The sequence below is a fragment of the Caulobacter vibrioides genome (assembly GCF_002858865.1).
In the GTDB taxonomy this organism is placed as follows: Bacteria; Pseudomonadota; Alphaproteobacteria; order Caulobacterales; family Caulobacteraceae; genus Caulobacter; species Caulobacter vibrioides.
Genome location: NZ_PJRR01000021.1, coordinates 22813 through 42712, shown reverse-complemented (window position 1 = coordinate 42712; position 19900 = coordinate 22813). Strand labels below are relative to the sequence as shown.

Here is a 19900-nt window from a genome sequence, read left to right as displayed (position 1 = left end):
TTAAGGCTGAGCGCTGGCCGTCTCGGCCGAGGCAACCGCCGGCGTGTAGACATAGCCGCCGCGCTTCAGCTCCGAGGACAGGGTGAGCGGCGTGACGCCGCCGTTGAGGCGCGCACGATAGACCATCGTCGTCTCCAGTGTCCGCATCACGTAGTTGCGGGTCTCCGAGAACGGGATGCACTCGATGAAGTCCAGCGGATCGGTGGAGGCGCCGCGCGGGTCGCCGCAATGACCCGCCCATTGAGCAGGACGTCCGGGACCGGCGTTGTAGGCCGCGGCGGCCATGATGTACGAGCCGCTGAAGGTGTTGATCATGTCGCCCAGGTACACCGAGCCCAGGCGCATGTTGTACGAGGCGTCGCCCAGGCGATCGATCGAGTGCGGCTCGCCCAGCTTACGCGCCACCAGCGAGGCCGTAGCCGGCATCAGCTGCATCATGCCGCGCGCGCCCACGCTTGAGCGCGCAGCGGGGTCGAAATTGCTCTCCTGGCGCGAGATCGAATAGACGAAGGCCGTCTCCGCCGCGCCGGGGCGGGGCGTGAAGTGGTGGTCTAGCAGCGGGTAGCCGCGTTCGGCCAGGATGTACCCGCGCTGGGCGGCGGTGCGGATCGCGCGCATCGCCAGGTCCTGGTCGCCATAGCCGCGCGCCATGTCGACCAGCAGTGCGGTCTCCTCGGCGTTAGGCAGGGTGTCGTCGATATAGAGCACGAGGCTGCGGAAGAGGTCCCGCGCTCCGATGTCGGCCAGCATCCGTGCGGCCCGGACCTGCTCACGCCCATAGAAGCGGGCGCGGTCGGCCTGGGTGATGACCGGATCGCGCTCGAGCCGTATCTCGCGCACACCGGCCTTTTCCGCAGCGAGCTGGCCGTAGAAGGTGGTGATGTGCCGCGCGCCCTCGGCATAGAAGGCCTGGGCGGCGATCGGGTCGCCCTGCGCTTCGGCCGCGCGACCTTGCCAGTAGAGCGCCCGGCCCCGGGTGATCGGCGAGGCGCCGACCGCAGCGATCTGCGCGAAGTGGCCGGCGGCGGCGTCGGCGTCGCGCAGGCGGGTCAGGGCGATCCAGCCGGCATAGAACTCCGACTCAGCAACGTCGGCCGGGGCGAGCGCCCGGGTATTGTAGGCCGCCGCATAGGCGCCGCGGCTGTCGCCGGCCTTCAGCGCGCCGACGATCAGTAGCTTGCGCTCTCTCCAGATCGCGGTCGAGGCTTCCTCGGTCGGCGGTGCGGGGAAGTTGGCCACCATTGGCAGGGCCAGGGTGTCCATGCCCTTGCGGCGCAGATAGGCGGCGCGCTCGAACACGACGCCGGGCGAGTCCTGCAGATCGGGCGTCAGATTGTTGTAGAGGTCGTTGGCGCTGGCGGAATTGGCGCGATAGGCCATGCGCACGCGGGCGGCGGCCTGATGGGTGTCCGACAGCATGGCGACCATCTCGCGCGCGGCGGGGCCTTGCTGGCCATACAGCAGGATGTCGGCGCGGCGGACATAGTCGTCCGGCGTCAGCATCGCGCCGAAGCGGGCGATCATGCTGCGCTGGGTGTCGGCCTCGAACACCATGTCGCGGAAGGTGCGGCGGATCAGGTCGGTGGCCTGCGGGTTCTGGCCGATGGCCTGATAGGCCCCGGCCAGGGCCATGGCGCCTTCGGCCGTGGCCGGCTCGGCGCCGCCGAACCAGGCGATCATCCGCGCAGGATCAAGACCCGAGGTCGACAGCGCCCTTTCGGCGGCGGCGTCGCGGCGGGCGCTGCGCGGCCAGCCGGACAGATCGCGTCGCGCGGCGTCCAGCTCGAAGAAGCTCAGCGCCTCGGCGTTGCTGTCGACCAGCTGCCACTGCGCGATCTTCTTGGCGACGGGGTCCTGCAGGCTGTCCATGGCCATGCGCGCGCCGGAGACGTCGCCGCGCTTGGCGGCGGCCAGGGCGGTCTGCAGGTTGGCCGAGTCGGTGTCGCTGAGCGCGGTGGTGACGGCGGTCGGGGGCGTGGTGATCAGGCTGGGCGCGGTCTGTGCGGAGGCGTAGGCCGTCGTTGTCTGGGCGTCAGCGGCCCCGACCACGGTCACGATGCAAGCTCCCCCGAGCAGCCAGCGACGCATTCCTGAAACCAAAACGCTCTCCTTACGGCCCTTTCGGACCTCTTACTCGAATTCGTCCGTTAGCCCTATGCGACGATTCAGGCCCCAATAGGTTTCTAAAGTCCGCTCGCGGGCTTGACCCGGAAGGCTTGGCCCATCAAATCGCACCTGCCCCTTTGATCCGTACCGAGAGCCGGTTGCGGGACGACGGGGCAGGGACATATTGTCCGCCCCCATCGTCCCGCCGCAACACATGCGGCTTCATCTTCACGGCAATTTGCAAGTCATGGTCCAGTCTCACTTCAAGGGCGTCATTCCGGCCCTCGTCACGCCGTTCCGGGACGGTGAGGTGGACGAAAAAGCGTTCGTGGCGCTGGTCGAGCGCCAGATCGCCGGCGGTGTGCATGGTCTGGTGCCGGTGGGCACGACGGGCGAGACCTCGACCCTGTCGCATGAGGAGCACCGCCGCGTCGTCGAGCTGTGCGTGAAGACCACGGCCGGCCGCGTCCCCGTGATCGCGGGGGCGGGCAGCAATTCGACGGACGAAGCCATCGAACTGGCCCGTCACGCCAAGACCGTCGGCGCCGACGCCTGTCTGGTGGTGACGCCCTACTACAACCGCCCCAGCCAGGAGGGCATGTATCAGCACTACAAGGCGATCAACGACGCCGTGGAGCTGCCGATCTTTGTTTACAACGTGCCGGGCCGGACCGGCGTCGACATCAGCAACGACACCCTTGAGCGTCTCGCCAAGCTGCCGAACATCGTCGGGATCAAGGACGCCACGGGCGACCTGACCCGCATCAGCTTCCAGCGCCTGATGTGCGGCCCCGAATGGGTGATGCTGTCGGGCGATGATCCGACCGCGCTCGGCTACATGGCTCATGGCGGCCACGGTGTGATCTCGGTGACGTCCAACGTCGCGCCGGACGCCTGCTCGGCCTTCATGAACGCTTGCATGCAGGGCGAATGGGAGAAGGGTCTCTACTGGCAGGATCGCCTGGTGCGCCTGCACAAGGCCCTGTTCCTGGATTCCTCGCCCGCCCCGACCAAGTTCGCCATGGCGCAACTGGGCCTGTGCACGGAAGATGTGCGCCTGCCGATCACGGCCTGCGCCGAAGGGGTGCGCCCCGCGATCCTTGAGGCCATGCGCGAGGCTGGTCTGCTCTGATGTCCAAGCCGATCGCGGAAAATCGGCGCGCGCGCTTCGACTACTTCATCGAGGAGACGTTCGAGGCCGGCATCATGCTGACCGGCACCGAGGTGAAGAGCCTGCGGACCGGCCGGGCGAACATCGCTGAATCGTACGCCTCGGTCGAAGGGCGTGAGATCGTGCTGATCAACGCCGACATTCCGCCCTACGGCCACGCCAACCGGTTCAACCACGAACCGCGTCGTCACCGGAAGCTGCTGCTGCATCGCCGCCAGATCGACAAGCTGATCGGCGCGGTTCAGCGCGAGGGGCGCACCCTGGTGCCGATCAAGCTCTATTGGAACGACAAGGGGCTGGCGAAGCTGGAAGTCGGTCTCGCCAAGGGCAAGAAACTGCACGACAAGCGCGACACCGCCGCCGAACGCGACTGGCAGCGCGACAAGGCCCGCCTGATGAAGGGCGATCGCGGCGACTGAGCGAAGTGCGCGCGGCTAAACCGCTCGGAAAGCGCTCTAAGCGTCTGGAAACAGAGCCCTTTTATTCGATCTGATTAAGTCAGTCAGATCGGAAAGGGCTTTAGTAGAGGCCCATCAGCACGAACCCGAGGGCCAAACCCAGAGCGAAGGCTCCGGCGCTGACGATCAGGAAGGTGCGAACCTCGGTCCGCAGGTGGTTACGCGTAGTCTGGGCCATACCCGGCTCCGGCTGGCCGCCCCCCGGCGGCAAATCAGTCCCCGAGTCGCAAGGTAAACCTAAAGGCCACGTCGGATTGTCAAAGATTGTAAAGTGACGGCTGTGCTTCAGAAGTTCAGAGCGTTCTCAGGCTGCGCGCGGCAGTTCGTACACCCGCGACGAGACGCCTTGCTCGAAGAGATCGCCGCAAATGGCCAGCGCCTGCTCGTAGGCGGTCTCGACGGTGGCGAAGCGACCTGCCAAACGTCCGCCCTCGGTGACGATCCAGCCCTCGGAAACAAGGGCGATTTCAATACGCTGGCATTGCGCGGCGTCTGACATAACGTCGGGCTCCCGGGACTGGAATAGCGCCCTTCGGGCGGGGCGCGAAAACGTCCTTAACGCGCGACCGTCCGATTTCATTGTCAAAGACTGTAAAGTCCGCATCGTGACGATGCGCTTGGGCCCGATCCTCAGGCCTGAAGACCGCCTTAGCCGTTCTCGAGCGCCAGCAGGGCGAAGGTGGCCAGCCAGTGCTCGCCCATATAGTCGCCGGCGAGGTGGGGCACGGCCGCCGCCAGATGGCTCATCGCCGCGTTCACCGCGTGGGCCTGGGCCGGATCGTGTTCGGACATCGATCCCGCCAGCAGACGCCAGCACCAGGCGCGCGAGAGGTTGAGGCCATCCAGATGCGCGATCTTGCCGTCGGTGCGGTCGCTGACTCGCGCGGGCGTGAACAAGGTCGCCGGCTGCTTGTCGGCCAGGCTGGGCAGGAAGCGGGGAAACCACAGATCAAACCGCTCGCGCGGGAGCAGGCGACGCATGGCCTCGGCTTCCATGAGCGCGGGGGAGAGGAAGTCGTCACCGGACGGTTCCCAGGCCTGGCAGTCGGCGTCTTGGCCGTACCAGACCAGCGCCCGGTTCTGCAGCAGGTCGAAGAACGCCTGATCGCCGGTCATTTCGGCGAACTCATAGGCCAGGGCCAGCGCGAAGGCGGTGTTGTAGTGGGTTCCGGCGCGGACCGGATAGTCGGCGATCGGCAGGAAGGCCTCGAACCTTTGCTTGAACGCCAGGGCCAGAGGCGCATGGGTCTGGGCCCAGGGCCGGTCGTGCCGCAGGAGCTCGGCCTGCAGCATCAGGCTCCAGGCCCAGCCGTAGGGACGTTCGAACCCCCGGCTCTCCGGGCGCGCCAGATAGGCGACCTCGCCGGCGACCTTCTCCTGCGTGAAGGCGTCGTCGAACAGGGCGATGATGGTCGGCGCCTCGGACATTTCGGGGCGCAGGCGCAGCAGGGTGGCCAGCAGCCAGTAGCCATGCACGCAAGAGTGCCAGTCGAAGCTGCCGTAGAAGATGGGGTGCAGATCACGCGGCGAGCGGACGTCGTCGGGACCGCCCATCACGTGGTCCAGCTTGTTGGGATACTCGCGGGTCAGGTGGCCCAGCGCGATCTTGGCGAAGCGCGAGGCGGTGGAGCGGGCGAGGCTCATCGGTGGAAGGCCAGGGCGTTCATCAGGATCACATTGACGATCAGCATCAGGACGGCCGTAGGCGCCTGGGCGCGGATCACGGCGTAGCGGTCCTTCAACTGCAGCAGGGCGGCCGGCACAAGGTTGAAATTGGCCGCCAGCGGCGTCAGCAGCGTTCCGCAGAAGCCTGACAGCATGCCGATGGCGCAGACGACGGCCGGGTCGCCGCCAAACTGGCCGATGACCAGGGGCAGGGCGATGCCGCCGGTCATCACCGGAAACGCGGCGAAGGCGTTGCCCATCATGATTGTGAACACGGCCATGCCGACGCAGTAGGCGGCGACGGCGGCGAAGCGGCTGTCCGCCGGCGTGATCATCACGGCGATCTCGCCGATCGACTTGCCCACGCCCGCCAGCGCGAACACCGCCCCCAGCGCCGCCAGCATCTGCGGCAGCAGGGCGGCCCAGCCGACGAGGTCCATAAGGCGGCGACCCTCCTGGATCGGCGCGCCGGCCGGCTGCTGGAACATCACCTTGGAGAGGACCGCCGCGACCAGCGCCGCCAGGGCCAGGGCGATCAGCGTCGCCTGCTTGGGATCGACCAGATGCGCGCCTTGAAAGGTCAGGTGCTTGAAGGTCAGGGAGCCGGCGAGGACCAGCACCGGGATCATCAGCGCGGGGACGTAGAGCCTTACGCCATAGCTGGTCGCCAGCCGCTCCCGGTCTTCGGGACTGGTGGTCTTGGGCGCTCCGACGCCCAGCTGGCCGGTCCCCGCGATGACGGCCAGGCACAGGACCAGAATCCCGTTACCGAGGTCGCCCAGGTGGTCGCCGGCCAGGAAGCTCAAGGCGAACAGGCCCCAGAAGGCGGCGTTGCCGAAACGCTTTGGGTTTTCACGGTCGCCGGCGCTCAGCACCGCGAAGGCTGCGAACATCAGCCCCGACAGCAGATAGACAAGCGGCAGGCCGATCATGCCGCGTCCTCCGCCTTGGGGGTGAGGTGGCGGTCGAACATCAACAGCCGCGCGCCATGGATCAGGAAGGCGGCGATGGCGGTCGGGATCGCCCAGACCGACAGGGCCAGCGGCTCGACGGTGATGCCGCTCTGGTCCAGGAAGCCGACGATCAGCAGGATCGAGCCGATCGCCAGGAAGATGTCCTCGCCGAAGAAGAGCCCGATATTGTCCGTCGCCGCGCTCATGGCCCGGACCTTCTGGCGCTGGTCGTCGGACAGAGGCTCGGCGGCGGCTTCGGCCATCGGCGCCAAAAGCGGGCGTACAGTCTGGGCGTGACCGGCCACCTGGGTGAGGCCCAGGGCGGCGGCGACCTGGCGCAGCGCCAGATAGGCCAGCAGGATCCGTCCCGCCGTCGCCGCCCGCAACTCCTGGATCGTGCGCCGCGCCTGTTCGCGCAGACCGGCGCGCTCGAGCACGCCGATGGCGGGCAGGACCAGCCAGGCGACGCTGACATAGCGGTTGGTGTTGAAGGCCTTGCCGAACGCGGCCAGCACCTCGAGCGGCGCCAGGCCGGCGGCCAGGCCCGAGGTCATGGCGGCGGCCACCACCACCAGCAGCGGATTGAACCGCAGGGCGAAGCCCAGCACGATCACCGCCACGCCCAACAGGGTCAGCATCCCCGGCGACTCCCCTCGTTCCCCGGGGGGACCGTCCGACGGCTGGGCCCTGCTGGCAAGCCGGTGTCTGTTCGCCATGGACGAGGTTCTGCTTGACGACCCGGCGCCTCGGCGCGACTCTCAACTCAACAACGATAACCTACGGGAGGCCCCTATGGCCGACGGTGCTCTGCCCACGATGTCCCTGAAGGGCAAGGTCAGCGAAGCGGAATGGCAAGCGCGGGTCGATCTCGCCGCTCTCTATCGTCTCGTGGCCCTGCACGGGTGGGACGACATGATCTTCACCCACATCTCGGCCCGCATTCCGGGACCCGAGCATCATTTCCTGATCAATCCCTACGGGATGTTCTTCGGCGAGATCACGGCCTCGAGCCTGGTGAAGGTCGATCTCGAGGGCAACGTGATCGACAAGACGCCGTACTACATCAATCCGGCGGGTTTCACGATCCACTCGGCCGTCCACGCCGCGCGCGAGGACGCCCACTATGTGATGCACCTGCACAGCGATCAGGGCGTGGCGGTGTCGGCGCACAAGGAGGGCCTGCTGCCGCTGACACAACATTCGCTAATCGTCTTGCCTCAGCTCGCCTACCACGATTATGAAGGCATTGCGCTCAACCTTGAGGAGCGCGAACGTATCGTGGCCGACCTTGGCCAGAAGAAGCTGCTGATGCTGCGCAACCACGGCACGCTGTCGGTGGGCGCCACCGCGGCCGAATGCTGGTTGGGGATGTTCTTCCTGGAGCGAGCATGCGCGCAGCAGGTAATGGCGCTTTCGATCGGACGCGACAACGTGCTGCTGGCCCCCGAGGCCGCGCAGGACGAGGTCCGCAAGCAGATCGGCATGGGCATGGGCATGATCGGCGGCCTGGCCTGGCCGGGCTGCCTGCGCAAGCTGGACCGGGAGTCGCCGGGCTACGCGGACTAAGCGCAACTTCGGACTTCGCAAAGGCCGCCGCGATCCTGGTGATCGCGGCGGCTTTTTCGTGTCTGAGCGCGGGCGCAGCGAACGCGGGGGCCTGGCCCGTGGCGCCCGGCAAGACTCAGGCGATCACCAAGTACGAGCGGCAGAGCGCCGACCAGGGTTTTGATTCCCACGGGGTTTTGATCGACATAGACCGTCGGCGCGACGAGGTGGTCTCGGTCCTTGTCGAGCACGGTCTGACCGATCGTCTGACGTTGCAAGCCAAGGCGGGGGTCACGCGCGGCAAGGACCGATGGGTGGATTACTCCGGGCGCGGACCGGTCGAGCTGGGTCTTCGCTGGGCTGTCCGACGCGACGACCAATCGGCGCTGTCGGTCTATCTGGGGGCGGCCGAGGCGGGCGAGGGGCGCAACGCCGGCTACGCCGCGCCGGGGCAGGGCAGCCTCGATCTGGAGGCTCGGGTGCTCTACGGGCGGTCAGCCACCTGGCGTGGCAAGCCGGTCTATCTTGATGTCCAGGCCGCCCGCCTTCGGCGAGAGGGCCTGGCGGACGAGAACCGGCTGGATGTCACCCTGGGCCTTCGCCCGACCCGCAAGGTCCTGCTTCTGGCCCAGACCTATGCCGGTCACGCCGACCGCGAAGGTCCGGATTCGCGCTGGCTCAAGAGCGAGATCTCGGTCGTTCGCGCCTTCGGACCGTGGAGTGCGCAGGTCGGTTGGCGAAGCACGTTGTCCGGGCGCGAGACCGCCCGAGATCGAGGCGTCGTCCTCGCATTGTGGCGCAACCTGTAGCGTATTTCAGGCCTGTAACACTCAGTCATCCTGGTGTCACTGGACGCCGGTTTAGGGTGCGCGCATATCTCGCCGCGTTGTCACCCCGTCGAGCTTCATCGGCGCCCGGAGCTTTTCCTTGATTCGTAGGCACTTCTTCCTCGTCGTGGCCCTGGCCGCTGTGGTCCTCATGCTGGGCGTGGGAGGCTTCAAGCTGGCCTTCGCCAAGAAGGAGATCACGGGCGGCGGCGGCGGTCGCGCGACCAGTGTCACGCAGACGGTTGTCGCCGAGCGTCCTTTCACGGATCGCATCGAGGTTCTGGGTGCGGCTAAAGGTCTCCAGTCGGTCACCATCACGTCGAACACGGCCGAACTCATCACGGCGGTGCGCTTCACCGACGGCCAGGCCGTCTCGCGCGGTCAGGTGCTGGTCGAGCTGAAGGCCGAGGCCGAGGATGCGGGCATCGCCGAGGCGCGGGCGCGCCTTGCGCAGGCCGAGCGTGACTACAAGCGCTGGAAGACCCTGGCTGATCAGGGGATCGCGCCGCGCGCCACGGCCGAGCAGTCCCTGGCCGCCTACGAAACCGCCAAGGCCGTGGTCGACTCCGCCCGGGCCAACAAGCTGGACCGCGTGATCCGCGCGCCCTTCGCTGGACGGGTGGGCATTTCGGACGTCGCGCCGGGCATGCTGATCAGCCCCGGCACCGCGATCGTCACCCTGGACGACACCTCGGTGATCCGCGTCGATTTCTCGGTGCCCGACCGTTACCTGGAAACCCTGCGCATCGGCCTGCCGATCAACGCCCAGCCGGACGCGCTGCCCGGCGAGACGTTCCGGGGGCGGATCGCGCAACTCGACACCCGCATCGATACGACGACCCGCGCCATCAAGGCGCGCGCCGAGTTTCCGAACGCCAACGGACGCCTGAAGCCGGGCATGCTGGTCAAGGTCGCCATCGACAAGGGCGTGCGCACCGGCGTCGCCGTGCCCGAAGCCGCCGTGCAGTTCGAGGGCGAGCAGGCCTCGGTCTATGTCATCACCAAGGGCCCCAAGGGCATGATCGCCCGGCGCACCGACGTGACCACCGGCATCACCCAGGAGGGTTTCGTCGAAATCCGCTCGGGCCTGAAGAAGGGCGACAAGATCGTCGCCGACGGTCTCAACCGCATCCAGGACGGCGCAGCGATCGGCGGCGGCAAGCCCGGTGGGCAGAAGCCGGACGGCAAGGGCGGCGCTGACCGCAAGGCCGGCTGATGCTGTCCGACCTTTCCGTTCGTCGCCCCGTATTCGCCGCCGTCGCGGCGATCATCCTCTGTGTCATTGGTCTGGCGGCCTACACCTCGCTGCCGATCCGTGAGCTGCCGAGCGTCGATCCGCCGGTGGTCTCGGTCTCGACCAGCTATCGCGGCGCCTCGGCTGAAGTCATCGAAGAGCGCATCACCCAGGTGATCGAGCGCCAGGTCGCCGGCATCCAGGGCATCGACCGGGTCAACAGCTCTTCGCGCGACGGCCGCTCGAACATCAGCATCACGTTCAATCTGGACCGCGATCTGGACGCGGCGGCCAATGACGTGCGCGACGCCGTCAGCCGCGTGACCAGCAACCTGCCCGATCAGGCCGATCCGCCGCAGATCGCCAAGGCCAACGCCGACGCTGCGCCGATCATCATCCTGAACCTGACCTCGACGACGCTGAACCCGCTGCAGTTGGCCGACTACGCCGACCGCTATCTGGTCGAGCGGATGTCGACGGTCGACGGCGTGGCCCAGGCCAACCTGTTCGGCGCCAAGATCTACGCGATGCGGATCTGGCTGGACGCCAATGAGATGGCCGCGCGCGGCGTCACGGTGGACGATGTCGAGAGCGCGCTCAACGCCCAGAACCTGGAGTTGCCCGCCGGCTCGTTGGAAAGCGCGGCCAAGGACTTCACCATCCGCGTGGCGCGCAGCTACGCCACGCCTGAAGAGTTTGCGCGCCTGCCGCTACGGGCCGCCAACAGCTCGGGCTATGTTCTACGTCTAGGCGACGTGGCCCGGATCGAGGAGGGGCCCGATGAACGTCGTCGCCTTTTCCGGGGTAACGGCATCGATCAGGTCGGCATCGGCCTGACCCGCCAGTCGCAGGCCAATGACGTGGCCATCTCCAAGGCCGTCCGCGCCGAGGTTGAGGCGATCAACCAGACCCTGCCGCCCGGCACCAAGATGGTGATCGCCGTCGACAACTCGGTGTTTACCGCTGAGGCCATTCACGAGGTCTGGATCACCATGGGCCTGGCGATCGGTCTGGTGGTCATGGTCAACCTGCTGTTCCTGGGCAGCTGGCGATCGGCCCTGATCCCTTCGATCGTCGCGCCGATCTGCATCCTGTCGACCTTCATCATCCTGGCGCCGCTGGGCTTCTCGCTGAACCTGCTGACCCTGCTGGCGCTGGTGCTGGCGGTGGGTCTGGTGGTCGACGACGCCATTGTGGTGGTCGAGAACATCCAGCGCCGCGTCGACGATGGCGAGCCGCCGCTGGTCGCCGCCGAGCGCGGCACGCGTCAGGTGTTCTTCGCCGTCGTGGCCACCACCGTCGTGCTGGTGTCGGTTTTCGCGCCACTGATGTTCCTGCCCGGCTATATCGGACGCCTGTTCGTCGAGCTGGCCGTGGCCATCGCCGCCGCCGTCGCCTTCTCGGCCCTGCTGGCGCTGTCGCTGTCGCCGATGATGGCCTCGAAGCTGCTGCGGCCCGCCCATGGCGAAGGCTGGCTGGCGCGACGCGTCAACAAGACCATGGGCGCCTTGAGCGCGTCCTATCGCGCCTCGCTGGAGCAGATCCTCGGCGGATGGTCTGCGGCCGCTTCCGGCGTGCTGGTAGTCCTGCTGGCGGGCTTCGCCGCGCTGCTGTTCATCAGCCTGCCCAAGGAACTGGTGCCGGCCGAAGACCGGGGCCGGGTGGATGTCTCGATCTCGGCGGCGGAAGGCGCGGGCTACGACTACACCTCGGCCATCGCGCTGAAGATCGAAAAGGTGCTCGACAAGTACCGTGAGGCCGGGGTTTCCGAGCGCACCATCATGACCATCCCGCGCTTTGGCGGAAATTCGTTCAACAGCGCCAACGGCGTCGTTGCGCTGAAGCCCTGGGGCGAGCGCGACAAGACCGCCGACGAGGTCGCGGCCGAGCTGAACAAGGAGCTTTCCAGGTTCACCAGCGTTCGCGCCGTGGCCAGCGTGCGTGGTCCCTTCCAGCGGGGCGGCGGCGGAGGCGGCGGAGGCGGCACCAATGTCGACTTCATCGCGGTCGGTAACGACTATGTCCAGCTGGCCAACTGGCTGAAGCCGATCCTGGCCGAGGCGCAGGACAATCCGGGCCTGGCGCGTCCGCGTCTGGACTATGAGCCGACCGCGCCGCGCCTGTTGGTGCAGATCGATCTCGACAAGGCCGCGACGCTCGGGGTCTCGGCCCAGTCGGTCGGCCGCGCGCTGGAAACCATGTTCGGCTCGCGCCGGGCGACGACCTACATCAAGAGCGGCCAGGAGTACGATGTCATCCTGCAGACCAATCTGGATCAGCGACGGAGCATCGAGGATCTGAACCGCCTGAACGTGCGCACCAACACGGGCGCGATCGTGCCGCTGTCCACCGTGGTGACCACGGAACTGCGGGGCGACACGCCGGATCGTCCGCGTGTCGACCGGCTGCGCTCGGTGACCCTGACCGCCCAGCTGAACCCCGGCTACACGGTCGAGGACGCCGTTGCGTTCTTCAAGGATCAGGCGGCCCAGCATCCCGCGCCGGGCGTCAGCGTCAAGTGGGGCGGCCAGGCCAAGGACTATCTGGAAGGCTCCGGCGGTATCGCCATCGCCTTCGGCCTGGCGCTCTTGCTGGTGTTCCTGGTGCTGGCCGCGCAGTTCGAGAGCTGGATTCACCCGGCGGTGATCATGCTGACCGTGCCGCTCGCGGCGCTGGGCGGCCTGTTCGGTCTGCTGATGACGGGCTCGACCATCAACACCTACAGCCAGATCGGCCTGATCATCCTGATCGGCATCGCCACCAAGAACGGCATCCTGATCGTCGAGTTCGCCAACCAGCTGCGCGACGAGGGTTTGAGCGTGCGTGAGGCGGTGATCGAGGCGGCGGCCCTGCGCCTGCGTCCGATCATCATGACCTCGGTCTCGGCCGCGATGGGCGCCCTGCCGCTTATGCTGTGGGCCGGTGCGGGCGCGGGCAGTCGTCAGACGATCGGGGCGGTGATCTTCACCGGCGCGATCTTCGCAACCCTCCTGACGCTGTTCATCGTTCCGGTCTTCTACGACCTCCTGGCGCGCTTCACGAAGTCGCCGGAGTGGACGGCGCGCCAGATCGAAGCGTATGAAGCCCAGGAAAAGTCGGGTGAGGGGCAAACCTCACCCGCATAAACCGGGTGAGGAAGCATGCCTGACGGCGCTCTGACAGCCAAGCGGCAGGAAATCGCGCTGCTGCGGCGGCTCGAGGAACGGATTCTCTGGTTGGCGGCGTGGACCATCCACAACGCCAACCATCTCCGCGAAAGCCGGGACGGCTTGAAGGTCGGCGGCCACCAGGCGTCCAGCGCCTCGCTGACCACGATCATGACCGCGCTCTACATGAAGGCGTTGCGTCCGCAGGACCGGGTTGCGGTCAAGCCGCACGCCAGCCCGGTCTTCCACGCCATCCAGCACCTGTTCGGGCGCCAGAGCCTGGATAATCTCAAGCGCTTCCGGGCCTTGGGCGGCGCGCAGTCCTATCCGTCGCGCACCAAGGACGTCGACGACGTCGATTTCTCGACCGGCTCGGTGGGCCTGGGCGTGGCCATGACCGCCTTCGCCTCGCTGACCCAGGACTATCTGGCCGCGCGCGGCGCGGTGAAGCCCGAGAAGATGGGCCGGATGATCTCGCTGCTGGGCGACGCCGAGCTGGACGAGGGCAATATCTACGAAGCCCTGATCGAGGCCTGCAAGCACGACATCCGCAACACCTGGTGGATCGTCGACTACAACCGCCAAAGCCTGGATGCGACCACCCAGGACCGGATGTTCACCCGCTATGGCGAGATCTTCGAAGCCGCCGGCTGGGCGGTCGAGACGCTGAAATGGTCCAGGCGTCAGCGGGAGGCCTTCGCCCGGCCGGGCGGCGACAAGCTGCAGGCCTGGATCGAGACCGCGCCCAACGACCTGTTCTCGGCCCTGACCTATCAGGGCGGCGCGGCGTGGCGCGAGCGGCTCACCGCTGACCTGGCCGACAGCCCCGAGGCCTTGGCCCTGATCGCCGCCTACAAGGACGTCGACCTCGCCGAACTTATGACCGAGCTGGGCGGGCACTGCCTGGAGACGCTGCTGGAGGCCTTCGAGAAGGCCAGCCAGGATGATCGCCCGCGCTTCCTCATCGCCTACACCGTCAAGGGCCTGCGGCTGCCCTTCCAGGGCCACAAGGACAATCACGCGGGCCTGATGACCCCGGCCCAGATCGCCGAACTGCGGGCGCGTCTTGGCGTGGTCGAGGGCGAGGAATGGGACCCTCTGTCGGGCCTGTCGGCCGCCGAGCGCACCGCGATCAAGGGCCTGGTCGCGCGCGCGCCGTTCGCCGCCGAGGTCGAGCGCAATCACCTGGCGCCGCAGATTCCGACGCCCAGCGCCAGCGAGCTGCTGGCCGCTGTCGCTGGCGGCGGTGATCAATCCACCCAGGCCGCGTTCGGCAAGGTGATGTTCGAGATCGCGGCGCGAAAGGACGAGTTCGCCGGCCGGGTGGTCACGACCTCGCCGGACGTGACGGTGTCGACCAACCTGGGCGGTTTCGTGAACCGTCGTGGCGTGTTCCAGCGGCGCGCTCATGACGATGTCTTCAAGCGTCGCCGCATCCCCTCGGCCCAGGTTTGGTCCAAGGCCGAGACGGGCCAGCACGTGGAGCTGGGCATCGCCGAGAACAACCTGTTCATCGCCCTAGCCGCGCTGGGCCTGACCGCGCCGCTGTTTGGCGAGCGGTTGTTTCCGGTCGGCACGCTCTACGATCCGTTCATCGCCCGGGGCCTCGATGCGCTGAACTACGCCTGCTACCAGGACGCCCGGTTCCTGCTGGTGGCGACCCCGTCCGGTCTGACGCTGGCGCCCGAAGGCGGGGCGCACCAGTCGATCAATGCGCCGGTGATCGGCATGGCGCAGCCGGGCCTTGATACCTACGAGCCGGCGTTTGCGGACGAGACGGCGGTGCTGATGGCGCACGCGTTCGACCGCATCCAGGCCAAGGACGGCGCCTCGACCTATCTGCGCCTGTCGACCCGGGCCATCCCCCAGCCGGACCGGACGGGCGAGGCCTGGCGGCAGGGCGTCATCGATGGCGGCTATTGGCTGCGAGCCCCGGCGCCGGGCGCGCGACTGGCGATCGTCTACAGCGGGGCCCTGGCGCCCGAGGCCCTGGCGGCGTTCGAGGCGCTGGCCGAGGACATGCCCGAGGCGGGCCTCCTGGCCGTGACCTCCGCCGACCTGCTGCACCGCGACTGGACCGCGTCAGGTCGGGCGCGCTGGACGGGGGAGGGGGCGCGGACCTCGACGATCGAGACCCTGCTGGCGCCGCTGGCGCAAGGCGCCGGTCTGGTGACCCTGACGGATGGCGCGCCGCTGGCCCTGTCGTGGCTGGGGTCGGTGCGGGGGCAGAGGGTCCGGGCGCTTGGGCTGGAGACCTTCGGGCAATCGGGCGACCTGCCTGACCTCTACGCCAAGTACCGGCTGGACGCCGACGCCGTTCTGGACGCCTGCGCGGATCTGCTGGCCTAGAGCGTTCTCCGATCAGTGTGAAGCGGTGATCGGATCGAAGAACGCTCTAAACTTTTGAAATAGAGCCCTTTTTATCCGATCTGATTGGTTCAATCAGATCGGAAAGGGCTCTAGAACCCGCTCAGGATCGTCATGCCGCTCAGAAGGCCGTCGCGAAAGTGATAGGTCAGGCGCGCGCGGGTGTCCGACCAGACCTGACCATCTTCGGTCTCGACGGCGTACTGTGCCTCGACGGTCAGGGACTGGCCCGTCTCCTCGATCACCTCGATCAGATGGATATTGGGGCGGAGGGTGGCGAAGACGCGGGCGAAGTGCGCGATCACCGCATCCTGGCCGACATTGGCGTGATCGGCCTCAAGCGTGTCGGGCCAGGTCGCTTCGGGGTGGATGAAGCGACGCAGGCCTGGGGCGTCGTGGGTGTTGAACACCGCATAGGCGGCTTCCAGCATGGCGCTCAACGGGCTCATGGCGCTTCCTCGCCGCTATCATCGACATCCTGTCCGACGATCAGTCCCCCCTCAAGACGGTACCAGGCGGTGACGCCGCCGTCGTGCCAGAGGCGGCCGGTCGCGCCGCGCGCCTCGACTTGCAGACGGACCCGGACCCGGTCGTCGGGCTCCAGCGCATAGTCGCACATCGTGGCCGTCACCTGCAGCGTTGCGAACAGATGCTCGAAATGCGCCCGGATGGCCGCCGGACCGCTGATCGGGCCGTCCTCAAGCTTGTCCTCAAAGCAGGCATGGTCGCCGAAGCACGCCGCAGCGCCCTCAACGTCTCCGGCGTTGATCGCGTCGTACAGCCGCCGAAGCAGGCGGTCGACGCCCTCGAACGTCGGCGCGGTGTAGTTCTGCTCGCTCTCCAGGTGCGTGAAGAGCCCGTCCTTGATCGTGTAGCGATGTCGCACGCGCAGGCTGGACCAGAGGGAGCCGTCGGTCGCGCTGAGCACCGTCTGTCGCGCCAACACCTCGATCTGACCCGGTGATGGGGTGAACAGGGCGATCGGCTGGTAGCACACCCGCAGCGGGGCGATGGCGTGGTCGAGGTAGGCCCGCACGGCGTCGAGGCCCTCAAGGCGTCGATCCTCCAGCTCGTCAGGCCATGAGACGTCGGGCGCCAGCATGGCGATGCAACGGTCGAAGGCGCGACGGTTGAAAGCCTCGTAGAGTTGCGTGATCCGATCTTCGTCGGGAGTCATGAGCACCCAGCCACGGTCTCCATACGGCTTCTGTGCATGCGCCAGAAGCCGCCGCCGGGGAGCGTGTAATATTGCCGCACGGTCTATTTCGCCGGCGTTTGGTAGCCCGTCTCGACCTTCAGATAGGCGATCAGGTCGATGCGATCCTTCTCGTTCTTGATACCGGCGAAGGTCATCTTGGTGCCGGGCATGAACCCGCGCGGATCGGCCAGCCACTTGTCGAGTTGCTGGGCGTCCCAGATGAAGCCGGCCGCCTTCACAGCGTCGGAGAAGCTGTAGCCTTCCTTGACGCCGGCCTTGCGACCGAAGACGCCGTACAGGTTCGGACCCGTCAGGTCCGGTCCGCCTTCGGTGATGGTGTGGCACGAGCGGCAGAGCGCGAACTTGCTCTGGCCGTTCGACAGGTCGCCGGTGTTGTAGGGCGCGGGCAGGGCGGCGAGGGCGGCGGCCTTCTCGGCGTCGGTGGGCGCGGGCGCTGCAGCCGGCGTCGGTGCGTCGGCGGGGGCCTGGCTGGAGCTGCCGCCATCCTTCGAGCAGGCCGAAACGATCACACAGAGGGCCGCGACGGCGGCCAGGTTCAACGAGCGCATAGAGGTCCTCGACTGACGTTTCGTCGCAGGTTCTGCGACGCCGCGACGCATTCCAAACCCTTATAAAATCTGGGCCTGAGGCTTGTCACGTAACAATGGTCCTTAAGCGTGGGGGTTACGCCAAGGCTGCGACAATTGCTGGTATCTACGTGATTCTCATGGCGAAAAGTGAACTTGCAAAACGTGGGTCTGCACATAACCGTTTGACGGTCGTTAACCATAAATCTTACCCCTTTTCTCACGGAGCGGGCTGGCTCCGGGCAGGGCTGGATGCAAGATCATGGACTGGAGCGAAGAACGGACCGCGACGCTGAAGAAGCTGTGGCTGGAGGGCCTGAGCGCCAGCCAGGTGGCGCGGCAATTGGGCGGCGTCAGCCGAAGCGCGGTGATCGGCAAGGTGCACCGTCTGGGCATCACGGTCCGTGAAACCCCCGTGCGCCAGCGCGCCACGACGGCCCGCGCGCCGTCCCGGATCTCGGTCCGCCAGCGTCCGTCGCGCGACGTGGCCACCCCCCGTGTCGCCCCGCGCTATGAGCGCATCGAGGAAGACCTGCTGCCGACCTCGGGCATCCTGGGCCTGGGCGCTCACTCGTGCCGTTGGCCGATCGGCCATCCGGAGAATGACGACTTCGGCTTCTGCGGCCGTCCCAAGGCCAGCGCGCGCGGTTCCTACTGCGAGCAGCATAGCCAGGGCGCCTTCCGCCGGCTGAGCGGTGGTCAGGCCCTCGAAGCCTGGGCCCTCAAGGGCGTGAAGGAAAAGCGGATCCAGCCCCGGCTGGTCTGACGCCTTCCAAGCCTATCCGTCCTCTTCCCCTTTTCCTCGATGTAACGAGCCGTCCCATGAACATGGTCCTGATCGAGAACGCCGCCGGCAGCAGCCAAGTGATCACCATCATCGAAGAGTTCGCCGGCCATTCGGTGTCGCGCGACCTCAATCCCGGCGATCACGCCGAAATCCCGGTCACCCAGTTCAAGTCGATCACCGTGCGGGAAACCTATCCGGACGACTGGTTGACCCGCGGTCTTCACCGCAACCGGGCCGCCGCCTGAGCCCCTGCTGCGTTTCGCCCTCGAGCCCCAGGTCAAGCCGTCTGACCCCGCGAAGCTTTTCGCGGGGTTTTTCGTTTCGCCATCGGCGCCGACGATTGCACGGCCGTTAACCTTGTGACACACAGAGCGCCGTTTTGCGGGGGCGGACATGACGATAGGCGACGGGGACGAGCGCGCCGAGACGGCGCATGATCACGCGCTGCCTTTGTCCAGCTATCTGAGCTATCTGCTTTACCAGACTGAGCAGCATCGCCGCGCCATGGCCGCCGATCTGCTGGCCAAGCACGGCCTTTCGTTCGCCAAGTGGGTGGCGATGATCTCGCTGCGGCGCTTTGGCGACCTGTCGATGACGCGTCTGGCCAAGCTGGCGGCCACCGACCGCACCACCCTGACCCGCTCGATCGACGGCCTGATCGCTGATGGCCTGGTGGCGCGTGAAGCTTCGGCGCGGGATCGTCGCATCGTCGTGATCCGCCTGACCGACGCCGGCCGGACCCTGCTGGATCGTATCCGCGGCGAAATCCGCCCGCTGAACCAGGAGGTCTGCGCCCAGCTGACCACCGAGGAGCAGGCGACCATGACCCTCTATCTGCAGAAGATGCTGGGCGGGCTGATCGTCGAGCCCGAGTGGAAGCAGGACGTCATCGCCTTCAGCGCGCCCGCGCCGCCGGAGACGGCTTGAGCCGTCGTTAGTCGTCGAATTTCACCCGCCCGCGACCGGACTTGACCGTCCCGCGCTTGGACTTGATCTCCAGCCGCTTGAGCTTGCTGGAATAGGTCGGCTTGGTCGCCTTGCGGGGCTTGGGCTTTTCGGTGGCGCGGCGGATCAGGTCGATCAGCCGGTCCAGGGCGTCCTGCCGGTTCATTTCCTGCGAGCGCGAGCCCTGGGCGAACAGCACCAGCACCCCGTCCTGGGTCATCCGGCTCCCGGCCAACGCGGTCAGGCGGTCCTTCACGTCGTCGGGCAGGTAGGGCGAATTGCGCACGTCGAAGCGCAGCTCGATGGCGGTCGAGGTCTTGTTGACGTGCTGCCCGCCGGGACCCGAGGCGCGGGTGGCCTTCCAGATGAGGTCGTCCTCGTCGATCCGCAGCCAGGACGTGATCTCGATCATCGCGGGCATGCGATCACCGGGGCGCCGCGCGCTTGGCCTTGACCACCAGCTGGTCCAGCGCCTGCAGGAACCGCGAGCGATCGGCATTGGCGAAGGCGGCCGGGCCCTTGGTGACCTCGCCCATCGAGCGCAGGTGCTCGCCGATCGAACGCGAGGCCAGGGCTGAGCCGATCATGTCGTGCGAGAACACCCGGCCGTTCGGGGCCACGGCCGCGCCGCCGGCCTTCAGCACGCGGTCGGCCAGGGGAATGTCGTTGGTCACCACCACATCGCCCGGACCACAGCGCTCGGCGATCCAGTCGTCGGCCACGTCGGGACCCGCGTCGACCACGATCTGCTCGATCACCGGGGTTTGGGGCACGCGGATCCAGCTGTTGGAGACGACAAAGGTCTTGTAGCCGTGACGGGCGGCGACCTTGTAGGCCTCGTCCTTCACGGGGCAGGCGTCGGCGTCGATGAAGAGCGTGGCGACCATCGCGCGAGACCCTGGACAAGGGAA

At 67.2% G+C, this 19900-nt stretch carries 21 protein-coding genes; 10 read left to right on the top strand and 11 right to left on the bottom strand.

The features are described from left to right. Window positions 1-2100: a lytic transglycosylase domain-containing protein gene (locus CVUC_RS17605; RefSeq protein WP_164468095.1), complete on the bottom strand. Its 2100-nt coding sequence runs from the start codon at window positions 2098-2100 to the stop codon at window positions 1-3. Window positions 2101-2353: 253 nt separating this feature from the next. Between CVUC_RS17605 and dapA the strand changes: the two genes are divergently transcribed. Continuing rightward, a complete protein-coding gene (gene dapA, locus CVUC_RS17600) occupies window positions 2354-3238 on the top strand; it encodes a 4-hydroxy-tetrahydrodipicolinate synthase (protein ID WP_096032899.1) in 885 nt (294 codons plus the stop codon). Beyond that, on the top strand, window positions 3238-3696 hold the full coding sequence (gene smpB / locus CVUC_RS17595) for an SsrA-binding protein SmpB (RefSeq protein ID WP_010919079.1): 459 nt from the start codon (window positions 3238-3240) through the stop codon (window positions 3694-3696). The genes dapA and smpB overlap by 1 nt, the downstream gene beginning before the upstream one ends. Before the next feature lie 100 nt (window positions 3697-3796). On the opposite strand, the gene CVUC_RS17590 is transcribed toward smpB, so the two are convergent. The 5 genes from CVUC_RS17590 to CVUC_RS17570 form a co-directional block, all read right to left on the bottom strand. Beyond that, complete coding sequence (locus CVUC_RS17590) at window positions 3797-3946, bottom strand: hypothetical protein (RefSeq protein ID WP_010919080.1); 150 nt, start codon at window positions 3944-3946, stop codon at window positions 3797-3799. A gap of 93 nt (window positions 3947-4039) precedes the next feature. Beyond that, complete coding sequence (locus CVUC_RS17585; RefSeq protein ID WP_096032900.1) at window positions 4040-4234, bottom strand: hypothetical protein; 195 nt, start codon at window positions 4232-4234, stop codon at window positions 4040-4042. A gap of 149 nt (window positions 4235-4383) precedes the next feature. Then, on the bottom strand, window positions 4384-5379 hold the full coding sequence (locus tag CVUC_RS17580; protein WP_096032901.1) for a DUF2891 domain-containing protein: 996 nt from the start codon (window positions 5377-5379) through the stop codon (window positions 4384-4386). Further along, window positions 5376-6332, bottom strand: coding sequence for a DUF979 domain-containing protein (locus CVUC_RS17575; protein WP_096032902.1), 957 nt, complete (start codon window positions 6330-6332; stop codon window positions 5376-5378). Before CVUC_RS17575 ends, CVUC_RS17580 begins: the two co-directional genes overlap by 4 nt. Continuing rightward, the gene (locus CVUC_RS17570) at window positions 6329-6991 is read right to left on the bottom strand and encodes a DUF969 domain-containing protein (RefSeq protein WP_096032903.1); all 663 of its coding nucleotides are present in this window, start codon (window positions 6989-6991) and stop codon (window positions 6329-6331) included. The genes CVUC_RS17575 and CVUC_RS17570 overlap by 4 nt, the downstream gene beginning before the upstream one ends. Before the next feature lie 154 nt (window positions 6992-7145). Between CVUC_RS17570 and CVUC_RS17565 the strand changes: the two genes are divergently transcribed. The 5 genes from CVUC_RS17565 to CVUC_RS17545 all read left to right on the top strand — a co-directional run bounded on the left by CVUC_RS17565 (window position 7146) and on the right by CVUC_RS17545 (window position 15454). After that, window positions 7146-7919, top strand: a complete 774-nt coding sequence (locus CVUC_RS17565) for a class II aldolase/adducin family protein (RefSeq protein ID WP_012640174.1) — start codon at window positions 7146-7148, stop codon at window positions 7917-7919. A gap of 38 nt (window positions 7920-7957) precedes the next feature. After that, window positions 7958-8707 carry a hypothetical protein gene (locus CVUC_RS17560; protein ID WP_096032904.1) on the top strand — a complete coding sequence of 250 codons (750 nt, stop codon included), beginning with the start codon at window positions 7958-7960 and terminating at the stop codon, window positions 8705-8707. 118 nt (window positions 8708-8825) lie between these two features. Further along, window positions 8826-9941: an efflux RND transporter periplasmic adaptor subunit gene (locus tag CVUC_RS17555; protein ID WP_145991841.1), complete on the top strand. Its 1116-nt coding sequence runs from the start codon at window positions 8826-8828 to the stop codon at window positions 9939-9941. After that, window positions 9941-13084, top strand: coding sequence for an efflux RND transporter permease subunit (locus CVUC_RS17550; protein ID WP_096032905.1), 3144 nt, complete (start codon window positions 9941-9943; stop codon window positions 13082-13084). Before CVUC_RS17555 ends, CVUC_RS17550 begins: the two co-directional genes overlap by 1 nt. Window positions 13085-13099: 15 nt before the next feature. Next, complete coding sequence (locus CVUC_RS17545; protein WP_096032906.1) at window positions 13100-15454, top strand: transketolase; 2355 nt, start codon at window positions 13100-13102, stop codon at window positions 15452-15454. Window positions 15455-15564: 110 nt separating this feature from the next. On the opposite strand, the gene CVUC_RS17540 is transcribed toward CVUC_RS17545, so the two are convergent. The 3 genes from CVUC_RS17540 to CVUC_RS17530 all read right to left on the bottom strand — a co-directional run bounded on the left by CVUC_RS17540 (window position 15565) and on the right by CVUC_RS17530 (window position 17239). Continuing rightward, complete coding sequence (locus CVUC_RS17540) at window positions 15565-15921, bottom strand: nuclear transport factor 2 family protein (protein WP_096032907.1); 357 nt, start codon at window positions 15919-15921, stop codon at window positions 15565-15567. Then, window positions 15918-16655, bottom strand: coding sequence for a nuclear transport factor 2 family protein (locus CVUC_RS17535; protein ID WP_096032908.1), 738 nt, complete (start codon window positions 16653-16655; stop codon window positions 15918-15920). The genes CVUC_RS17540 and CVUC_RS17535 overlap by 4 nt, the downstream gene beginning before the upstream one ends. A gap of 77 nt (window positions 16656-16732) precedes the next feature. Further along, complete coding sequence (locus tag CVUC_RS17530) at window positions 16733-17239, bottom strand: c-type cytochrome (protein ID WP_024265682.1); 507 nt, start codon at window positions 17237-17239, stop codon at window positions 16733-16735. A 280-nt stretch (window positions 17240-17519) separates the two neighbouring features. On the opposite strand from CVUC_RS17530, the gene CVUC_RS17525 reads away from it, so the two are divergent. The 3 genes from CVUC_RS17525 (at window position 17520) to CVUC_RS17515 (ending at window position 18971) form a co-directional block, all read left to right on the top strand. Beyond that, a complete protein-coding gene (locus CVUC_RS17525) occupies window positions 17520-18023 on the top strand; it encodes a GcrA family cell cycle regulator (protein WP_010919093.1) in 504 nt (167 codons plus the stop codon). Between the two features lie 56 nt (window positions 18024-18079). Then, window positions 18080-18289, top strand: a complete 210-nt coding sequence (locus CVUC_RS17520; protein WP_012640178.1) for a hypothetical protein — start codon at window positions 18080-18082, stop codon at window positions 18287-18289. 148 nt (window positions 18290-18437) lie between these two features. Beyond that, the gene (locus CVUC_RS17515) at window positions 18438-18971 is read left to right on the top strand and encodes a MarR family winged helix-turn-helix transcriptional regulator (RefSeq protein ID WP_096032909.1); all 534 of its coding nucleotides are present in this window, start codon (window positions 18438-18440) and stop codon (window positions 18969-18971) included. A 7-nt stretch (window positions 18972-18978) separates the two neighbouring features. Here the strand turns inward: CVUC_RS17515 and arfB are convergent, their stop codons facing one another. Further along, on the bottom strand, window positions 18979-19410 hold the full coding sequence (arfB, locus tag CVUC_RS17510) for an alternative ribosome rescue aminoacyl-tRNA hydrolase ArfB (RefSeq protein WP_096032910.1): 432 nt from the start codon (window positions 19408-19410) through the stop codon (window positions 18979-18981). Between the two features lie 4 nt (window positions 19411-19414). Further along, on the bottom strand, window positions 19415-19876 hold the full coding sequence (locus CVUC_RS17505) for a YaiI/YqxD family protein (protein ID WP_096032911.1): 462 nt from the start codon (window positions 19874-19876) through the stop codon (window positions 19415-19417). Window positions 19877-19900: the final 24 nt, after the last annotated feature.

Coding starts and splice junctions, on each gene's coding strand:
- dapA (WP_096032899.1), top strand. CDS start 2,354: ATGGTCCAGTCTCACTTCAAGGGCGTCATTCCGGCCCTCGTCACGCCG.
- smpB (WP_010919079.1), top strand. CDS start 3,238: ATGTCCAAGCCGATCGCGGAAAATCGGCGCGCGCGCTTCGACTACTTC.
- CVUC_RS17585 (WP_096032900.1), bottom strand. CDS start 4,234: ATGTCAGACGCCGCGCAATGCCAGCGTATTGAAATCGCCCTTGTTTCC.
- CVUC_RS17580 (WP_096032901.1), bottom strand. CDS start 5,379: ATGAGCCTCGCCCGCTCCACCGCCTCGCGCTTCGCCAAGATCGCGCTG.
- CVUC_RS17575 (WP_096032902.1), bottom strand. CDS start 6,332: ATGATCGGCCTGCCGCTTGTCTATCTGCTGTCGGGGCTGATGTTCGCA.
- CVUC_RS17570 (WP_096032903.1), bottom strand. CDS start 6,991: ATGCTGACCCTGTTGGGCGTGGCGGTGATCGTGCTGGGCTTCGCCCTG.
- CVUC_RS17565 (WP_012640174.1), top strand. CDS start 7,146: ATGGCCGACGGTGCTCTGCCCACGATGTCCCTGAAGGGCAAGGTCAGC.
- CVUC_RS17550 (WP_096032905.1), top strand. CDS start 9,941: ATGCTGTCCGACCTTTCCGTTCGTCGCCCCGTATTCGCCGCCGTCGCG.
- CVUC_RS17545 (WP_096032906.1), top strand. CDS start 13,100: ATGCCTGACGGCGCTCTGACAGCCAAGCGGCAGGAAATCGCGCTGCTG.
- CVUC_RS17540 (WP_096032907.1), bottom strand. CDS start 15,921: ATGAGCCCGTTGAGCGCCATGCTGGAAGCCGCCTATGCGGTGTTCAAC.
- CVUC_RS17530 (WP_024265682.1), bottom strand. CDS start 17,239: ATGCGCTCGTTGAACCTGGCCGCCGTCGCGGCCCTCTGTGTGATCGTT.
- CVUC_RS17525 (WP_010919093.1), top strand. CDS start 17,520: ATGGACTGGAGCGAAGAACGGACCGCGACGCTGAAGAAGCTGTGGCTG.
- CVUC_RS17520 (WP_012640178.1), top strand. CDS start 18,080: ATGAACATGGTCCTGATCGAGAACGCCGCCGGCAGCAGCCAAGTGATC.
- CVUC_RS17515 (WP_096032909.1), top strand. CDS start 18,438: ATGACGATAGGCGACGGGGACGAGCGCGCCGAGACGGCGCATGATCAC.
- arfB (WP_096032910.1), bottom strand. CDS start 19,410: ATGCCCGCGATGATCGAGATCACGTCCTGGCTGCGGATCGACGAGGAC.
- CVUC_RS17505 (WP_096032911.1), bottom strand. CDS start 19,876: ATGGTCGCCACGCTCTTCATCGACGCCGACGCCTGCCCCGTGAAGGAC.